Below are 7,473 nucleotides of genomic sequence, written 5' to 3' on the forward strand. Positions count from 1 at the left end.
CTCATGATGAACCCTTTTTCATGGCTCCAGATGACAAACATGATCTCATATCAGGGACTTGTTCGCACCTTCCCTAGGCATCAACTAGACAGGAGAGGGGGCAGAAGCCCCCTTTTTGTATCGGTATCAAGAGAGGGCAGAAACAGCCTTCAAAGCAAAGTCATTCAAGGCCTTGTAGGCGTTCATATACTCTTTGGTCTTTACATGAAGATCCTCTAACGAAGGCTGGGGCTGGAGATACATAGCTTCCAATTCAGCTTCAAGGCGATCAGCAGTTGCTTGTAACTTCAAGAGCGCATGAGAAAAAGCAGAGTCAACCATCATAAGATTTCCATAAGTTTCAGAGCAGAATGCTCAGGAAGCATATGGGTACTGGCAGCTCATATTTCAACCTTCTGAAGCATTGAAAGATACAGCAGCCCTTCGGGCAAGACTTTCAAAGGAACGTGCCCAAGGTTCAGCTTCGGTGTATGAATTCCCCCCGTATTACTACACGGGGGGGCAGGGGACAGCCGGATCCCCTGGGGCAGTCAGTCACCAGGACGGCACAAGACCTTGAGAGCAGCTTGTCTGCGACAGGAGGCCCAGGAAGTCACCACACGCGCCCCATAGCCTTCGGCTGGTCGCTCTGACTGGGGCATTAAAAACGGGTTTAGCAGGGAAGGGGGTGGCCCCAGGCTCAGGGCAAGATGGGCGTGTTTCGCCGCGAGACGCCTGGAGGCTTCATCAGCAGCAGAGGGCGGCTTATAGGGGCTGGCGCCCCTGGTGTTCAGTTGCCAGCCTTGAGACGCGCGGCAGCAGCACGGGCACGGCGTTTAGCGCGGCAATGGTGTCGCCATTTGACCTCCAACGCCATGAGGTGCCCCCCAAACAGCCAGAGCAGGGGAGGCAGTGAAAACAGGGCTACCAGGGCAAAGCAGGCCAAACGCTCTTCGGCAGAGTAATCAGGGTGGCTCCCAATCGCGAGCAGAATGGCAATATCAATGAAAACCACAACGATACCAAGCACATCAACTCCTTTTAACAGTCCTATTTAACATAAGAAACCGCGTAACGCAGTGACTATTTTTATACCCGGACACCGAAAATGTTATGTCCGGTCATCGACTGGTGCACTTTCACTATCTCTACCCGCGAAGAGGGCAGCATTGACCCGCTTACGCAGCGCATCCCCGTCAGGGTCGCAATATACGTCCACAGGCTGCCCCTGGTACTGGATCACCGCATGGCACGCTGTCATGGCCTTTACGCCCACGAAATACTGCGGCCACTCCTCGGCATAGATGGCTTGCTCGTCGTCGCCCTTGCGCAGCGCAAAGCAGTATTCAACGTTGTAGACGTCTCGATCACTTTTGGTCAGCACATGGCAGTTGATAATCAGGCGGTAACCAGCGAACGGCCCTACAGCAAGGACGCCATCAGCAGACGCAGCAGGAGCGCCACCAGGACGTACATCAGCAGTGGGCGAAGCACCCACCGCCCCAGGAGCCGGAGCAGTGGCAGAAGCGGGCGCAGAGGCCTTAGCAGGAGCATCAATATATTCAGGCTTGATGAAGCCAAAGAATACACAGAGTCCCCAAACCGCCAGAAGAAATAGAATTTTAGGATCTCGCAGCATCGAGCTACCCGCGATTGTATCCGAGACCTTACCGGTTGTAGTCGAGTCATAAAGCTTGAAAACATATTTGGGCACCTTATTAAATGGCTTTGCTTGCAGCACATCAGAAAGGGATGTGCCGGAATTATCGGAGAGGTGAAGCACGGTCTTATAACGGCCACCAATGCCCAATATCGCCATATTGGTATGACGAATGGCCGTTTCAGCCGCAGCCCTAATTACCTGGTGCACCTTTTTGATGTTCGGGGTAGTTAATACAAAGTCCCAGTTATGGTGACGGTGCATATCAAATGCCACGTCGATGGTTTCAGGTCGGCCATCTTCCTTGGCCTTATCCGGCCCACCTGGATAATCGAGGCGGTCTAAATCACTCTGGCGCCATGCTGGCGGAAATACCCGCTGCACTTCATCGACCAGGAAGAAAGCCCCCTTGGGCGCCCAGTGGTAGAACCGTGCCAGATGATCGCGTCCCTCCTGGGATTCCGTCTCGACATAAAGCACCTCAAAGCCCTCTGGCACATCCTTGCCGAGCACCTCACGGCAACGCTCAACCGAGAAGCCCCGCACGTTGGTGATGATGTAGCGACCCGCCTTGATGGCCGGGATCACATCGGTATGAATGGCCCCACTGGATTTATAGGAACCAGGAGCGCCATGATGGATTTTAATCGACATGCATCACCACCCGAACATATTAAGCAAGAAGCGCGTCACAAACGCTTGGGTAATAACGGACAGGCCTTTATCAAAATGCAGATAGAGCAAAATATCTCTCACCGAAGCAGGCAGGTTATTAAATGACTGCGAAATTAGATCGCTGAATTGCAGATTAATCAGGATTTCCCTGGCAACGTCCCAGGAAAACATCAACATGAATAACTTAAATTCAACCCACTGAATCGCCAATTTGACCGAAATCCAGGCGGTTACCTGGACAGCCAGATTATATATGTCGTTAAACAACCCACTGAATAAATCACCCAACCATTCCATGTATCACCTCCTGGCAACGATCATTAAGGCAATGAAGTAGAAAATAAACATCATGATGGCTGCCAGGGTTTCCCAATAACCATCAGCCTCTGGGCAAACTGAATATGATTTGCCAAACAACGAGAACATATCAAAGCATTTAGGTGCCGATGCCGAGCCGCTAAACTGGAATTTAAATACCTGGGAGACTTCATCCTTTATCGCCCCGTATTTATCTTTCAACTCGGTTTTCTTGTCATCATACTGTTTATTTATTTTGCCCAGGTCAAAAGCACAGTTATCACCTTCCTGGCACAAATTAGACTCGTAATTTGACCCAGCCACATGTAAAGGATTATCCGCCGCCCCTGGCATTTTCGAATAATCCATCTCAGAGCCCGTACCCTCACCACCCCCTGCATGCGAATCTCTCAATATGCCCTCAATATCAGACAAATTCTCGGCGATATTCTTTTGCAAGCCAAGCTGTTCACGAGCTATTGTTGTTGACTGATCCCTAAACGCCCCCAACTCTCGATTAACATAACCTAGAGTATCATTGGTTGAATACGTATTACCTTGAGTAGACGCCCACATTCCCATTGCGCTACCCATCATAGATACAAGGGCCTTGGTATCACCAGATGAACCACCACCACTCGAACCAGCCAAATGTCCGCAGTTATTAGCAAGTGGATTCACCACGCAATTCGTTAAATGCAGCAATGTATCCTCACTTCGACTGAGAGTTTGCCAAATGGCGAACTGGGTCTTACCCGATTCCTCAGCGCTATTACTTTGAATAGTCAAGGCATCCGTAACCTTCATCAAGTCATGGCTAAAGGTTTTAAATGTGGCAAGCGAAGCCTCACCCTGCTCATAGAATTTAATTGCAGACCAACGAATATCCTCGTCAATCTGTTTTAACGCTCTGGTAGTAGCCTCTTGATATTGACCACCAACACCAATGGGACTTACCTGATTTTTAAACGGGTAATAATATGGGGCACCACCATCACCACCTGTTCCACCATCACCACCTGTTCCACCGTCGCCACCCGTTCCACCACCCAAAGAGCATTCGCTCCCCGTCGTCTCGATAGGCCCCTTGGTGCCTTCATTAGGAAACTCGACGCAGACACCAGGACACGCCACCTGACAGCCGCCCAGGGTGGATGACTCCCATTTCACGCAATAGGGCAGCGCGGTACTAATCGGCACGTTGGACAGCTTAAGGCCAGCCGGACAACTCGCAAACGCCCCCAGCGGCACCAGGAGCAGCAAATAAAGGACTCTCACACGACCCCCAATAAAAAAGGCGACCGAAGCCGCCTTATGTCATATCGAAAACGATGATCTGTAGCCTTCGACAAAGAACAGAAACCACAGTGTCCCGATTAGCAGGGACACGGCTTAGGCTTTGCGCATGAGCGCGATCAGGATACCGACACCGACGACAGTCGCCACGACCATCATGACCTTGGGCGCGGTGGTAGTCACATCAGACTGGGCCGCATCCAGGGCCGCACCCGCAGCGGCAGCGATACCACCATCAGCGGCATTGGCACTTACAGCAGCAACAGAACCCACCAGGGCGATACAACCATTACGATAGAAATTAGACATTTCGTTTATCCTCTTTTTGCACCTACGATTACACGGGCAATTGCGCCCAGTTTTAAACCCAAAGCCCAGATAACAATCCCTGAACTAAAGGCAATTCCGATTTGTGTTACATCCAACTGAAACCAGTTGGATATATCCGTTAATCTGGTGTGCTCCTGGACAGTCAGGAGCACATATTTACAGGCATCCCCCTCGGCAAGGCGGGTATATCCCTCAGAGGTAATATCTAGACAAAGCATTATCGCGCCCTCGTCGTCGCTCGCTGCGCGCTCTCGCTCCTCCTCCTCGTTGCGCGGTGGTTACAGCGGCTTTTTAGTGGGCTGGAAACCAACAACAACGTTACGGGTCGGATTCTGGGGGTCGGCTTCCAGGACAAGATCCACAGCCACCAATTTCGGACAGTCGGCCAGCTCTTTAATCGTGGTGGCATCATTGCGCAGGGCCAATTGGCGTACCTCATAACCCCAGGAGGTGATATTGCACTCCGGCTTGTTGACGTTATTTGCCAGTGCCAGGTATTCCACCTGGGCAAAGTCATAAGGCACCGGAGCACCAGATTTGCGGGAAACACCATAGCCATGGGTCACGCGAGTGACCAGAACACCGGACAGAATAGACATAGTTATTACCTCGTTGAAGAACCTTAGTTAGGTCGAAAATAGTGGCAGCTCGTCCAGGTCAGGAGGGAGCGGCATTCTTAATCGCGCCGGAATATCTGTTTCTTCCAGGTGCGCAGTTAATTGGTTAACAATCTTGTCAGGGGATAGCCCCTCAATATTGGCTAACCAATTAACAAGGCGGCCTGCCATCCTGGACATATTAAATACGGCGTTGTCCCTGGACGTTTTGAACTTGTTTTTAAAGGTGGTCAGTCTGACGGGTGTTATTTCCGATTGCTGAACAGCCGCCAACCATGTGGCGAACTGCGGATACATCCCCGCAAAATAGGGGTCTGGGTTTACCAGGACGTCCAGCGGAATAATCCTGTCCTTATTGTGTAATTCGCCTTCGGCGCGTACCCAGTTCGGGTATTCTGCCGACTGCATCTGTTTTCCCTTTTCGTATACCCGAGCGCATTTACCGTTGATGCGGCTACCCACGTAGAAGGAGCAGCCCTTGGTCGGCACCATGCCGAAACGCTTGGCGATGCCCTTGGCCAGCTCGGTGATCACGAACTCGCCCGACTCAATCTTCATCCAGGACGGCGCGCGGCCCCGCTGGGGATGGAACTCGCCGGCTTCGGCGCCGGCAATGGCACCCTGGTAGGTGATGTGCTCGCCGCCGTAATCGTCCAGGGCGAGATCCACCCGAGTGATGCGCACCCCAGGAACGTGAGAGATAACATCGTGCAAAGCCTGGAAGTCCAGGGCCGCACAACCCACGCCGGAAAAACTCACCATGCAACCATGGTTCGCCGCACCCCAGCCAATAAGGCCGCAGGGGAGGCCATCACACAGCAGGTCAGCCGAATTGGCGTAGCCATGCAGACCGGAGCGGCGAGGGCGCATGGTGAAGCGCGGTTCGGGGATAGGGACACCGATGCGGGTATTCAGCTCTTCGAGCCACAGCTCGATCTCATTGCAACAGAGGGCATCCAGGAACTGAACGCCGTAGCAGTCGATCAAGTCGTTATAGGCTTCCCAATATTTGGCACCCTGGACCACCTCAAACTCGGAGAACTCCAGCAGGGCAGAGCAGACGGACTTGAGTTCCTTGCGCATGTCGGCGCGGGACTTGTACCCAGAGTGCAAGGCCTGCTCCATCATTTCGGTCATGGACGGCGTGAGCACAGGGGAGGGGGCTTTCACGGCCAGGGGCTTGGGCGAGGCTTTCTCACACAAGCGCTCAGTCACCTTGTCAAAGCGGGCGAGGGGAGCGAAGCCAACCGGACGCTTCCACAGGTAGCGCAAGCCTTCCACCGCAGGGGCAGCAAAGGCCGCCTGGATAGCCTTGTTGGCAGTGTCGAACCGCGGGATGGCTTTGAGCAGTGCGCCTTGCTTGGCCAAGTCGGTCATCCGGCGCAGTTCGTCCGGCGCCCAGGTAAAGGACAGATAGTCGATCAGGGTTTTGGCGCCGATAACCCTATTTATCGGCATCACGGAGCTATGACCAGTCATCGAAGAACACTCCCTGGTCATAGAAGTCGCGCCACGTCTCCTCGGTGACCTCTACCAGGTCAAACACGGTGTCGGGGTACGTCATCGACAGGTAGACCCGCAGCTCATGCAGATCGCGGAACATCTCGACCTGACCCGCGATGCAGGCGGAGTAATCGCCAGTCGGCTCTGCCTGCCAATAGACCTTGCGCTCGATGAGCGCGGGCAGATCCTGGTTTTGTGGGCTAGAGTGGGTCATGGGTCACGCAATCAAATGGTTGGTTGACTCATTCAACCATGTGGCGAGTTGAATGGAAACAAGCTGTTTTTCGCCAAAGTCGGTATGATGGGACGATTGTCTAACCACTCAGGAGACAAAAACATGGACTCTAAAACGCTGCTTATGGCCTACATGAGGGCCAAAAAGTACAGCCAATTCCAGGAAGTCGCCGCAGACCTGGGATTTACCACCTCGTATATCTCAGCAGTGAACAAAGGAAAGTCACAACTCACTGATGCGACTGCAAAAAAGATGGCTGAAGAAGCTGGCTTGGACGTCAGCGAAGTGCTGTTAAGCATGGCGGCGGTCAGGGCCACCGATCCCGAGCTAAAACAGGCTTGGTACGACATCCTGGCGAAGTACTCGAAAGGTGCAGGCACGGCTGTAGCCCTTACGGTTGCTGTGTTTCTGTCTCCTGTGAACGGGCCTGACCTAACCGCGCATAATGTATATTATGTTAAATCCAATCCATCAGTGATCTTCTACATGTCATGTTTGTAGGATAACCAACAAACTCAATGGAATCAGTAACATGGAAGAAGTCATCACTTTTTCCATTTCCAGACTTTGCTTTCGTAATGTCTATGACCTAGTTTGTACATAGCATGTAATGTCTACACATGGAATGAATACATGTATAAGGTGATGAAGATTGATGATGAGAGAGCCTGCCTCTTCGACACTGAGGTCATGCAGCCTACATTCTTGTCACTGAAGTTTTGCATTGAACAGTTGCATCAGAAGTCCGTTAACTACCAGATCAGCACATTAACCAATATTATGTACTTCAAAGAGTATTGGCTTGCTAAGGAAGGTGCGAATAAGCGGGGAAATTCTTCTCGGCTGACTCAGTCATTTCATTTCTTCATGTTTGAGCCGAT

At 52.1% G+C, this 7,473-nt stretch carries 11 protein-coding genes; 2 read left to right on the plus strand and 9 right to left on the minus strand.

Going from position 1 to position 7,473, the window contains the following annotated elements:
* Positions 1-126: 126 nt before the first annotated feature.
* From PG898_RS20845 to PG898_RS20885, 9 genes are all read right to left on the minus strand, one after another.
* The gene (locus PG898_RS20845; RefSeq protein WP_270824984.1) at positions 127-324 is read right to left on the minus strand and encodes a hypothetical protein; all 198 of its coding nucleotides are present in this window, start codon (positions 322-324) and stop codon (positions 127-129) included.
* Between the two features lie 445 nt (positions 325-769).
* Positions 770-1,009: a hypothetical protein gene (locus PG898_RS20850; protein WP_270824975.1), complete on the minus strand. Its 240-nt coding sequence runs from the start codon at positions 1,007-1,009 to the stop codon at positions 770-772.
* 81 nt (positions 1,010-1,090) lie between these two features.
* The gene (locus PG898_RS20855) at positions 1,091-2,293 is read right to left on the minus strand and encodes a zonular occludens toxin family protein (RefSeq protein ID WP_270824976.1); all 1,203 of its coding nucleotides are present in this window, start codon (positions 2,291-2,293) and stop codon (positions 1,091-1,093) included.
* A 3-nt stretch (positions 2,294-2,296) separates the two neighbouring features.
* Positions 2,297-2,611, minus strand: coding sequence for a DUF2523 family protein (locus PG898_RS20860; protein ID WP_069784785.1), 315 nt, complete (start codon positions 2,609-2,611; stop codon positions 2,297-2,299).
* A 3-nt stretch (positions 2,612-2,614) separates the two neighbouring features.
* Positions 2,615-3,811: a hypothetical protein gene (locus tag PG898_RS20865; protein WP_270824977.1), complete on the minus strand. Its 1,197-nt coding sequence runs from the start codon at positions 3,809-3,811 to the stop codon at positions 2,615-2,617.
* A gap of 192 nt (positions 3,812-4,003) precedes the next feature.
* Positions 4,004-4,216: a Flexible pilin gene (locus PG898_RS20870; protein WP_270824978.1), complete on the minus strand. Its 213-nt coding sequence runs from the start codon at positions 4,214-4,216 to the stop codon at positions 4,004-4,006.
* A gap of 299 nt (positions 4,217-4,515) precedes the next feature.
* Positions 4,516-4,836 (minus strand): hypothetical protein, encoded by a 321-nt coding sequence (locus PG898_RS20875; protein WP_270824979.1) that lies wholly within the window; start codon positions 4,834-4,836, stop codon positions 4,516-4,518.
* Positions 4,837-4,863: 27 nt separating this feature from the next.
* A complete protein-coding gene (locus PG898_RS20880; protein ID WP_270824980.1) occupies positions 4,864-6,333 on the minus strand; it encodes a replication initiation factor domain-containing protein in 1,470 nt (489 codons plus the stop codon).
* Positions 6,320-6,571 carry a hypothetical protein gene (locus tag PG898_RS20885; protein WP_270824981.1) on the minus strand — a complete coding sequence of 84 codons (252 nt, stop codon included), beginning with the start codon at positions 6,569-6,571 and terminating at the stop codon, positions 6,320-6,322. The genes PG898_RS20880 and PG898_RS20885 overlap by 14 nt, the downstream gene beginning before the upstream one ends.
* 48 nt (positions 6,572-6,619) lie before the next feature.
* On the opposite strand from PG898_RS20885, the gene PG898_RS20890 reads away from it, so the two are divergent.
* Together PG898_RS20890 and PG898_RS20895 are read left to right on the plus strand one after the other, a co-directional pair.
* Complete coding sequence (locus tag PG898_RS20890) at positions 6,620-7,093, plus strand: helix-turn-helix domain-containing protein (RefSeq protein WP_270824982.1); 474 nt, start codon at positions 6,620-6,622, stop codon at positions 7,091-7,093.
* A 132-nt stretch (positions 7,094-7,225) separates the two neighbouring features.
* Positions 7,226-7,473, plus strand: a 248-nt coding sequence (locus PG898_RS20895; protein ID WP_270824983.1) for a hypothetical protein, incomplete at its 3' end; no start/stop codon positions are given.

It is taken from the genome of Aeromonas sp. QDB31 (genome assembly GCF_027707605.1).
GTDB classification, from domain to species: Bacteria; Pseudomonadota; Gammaproteobacteria; order Enterobacterales; family Aeromonadaceae; genus Aeromonas; species Aeromonas media.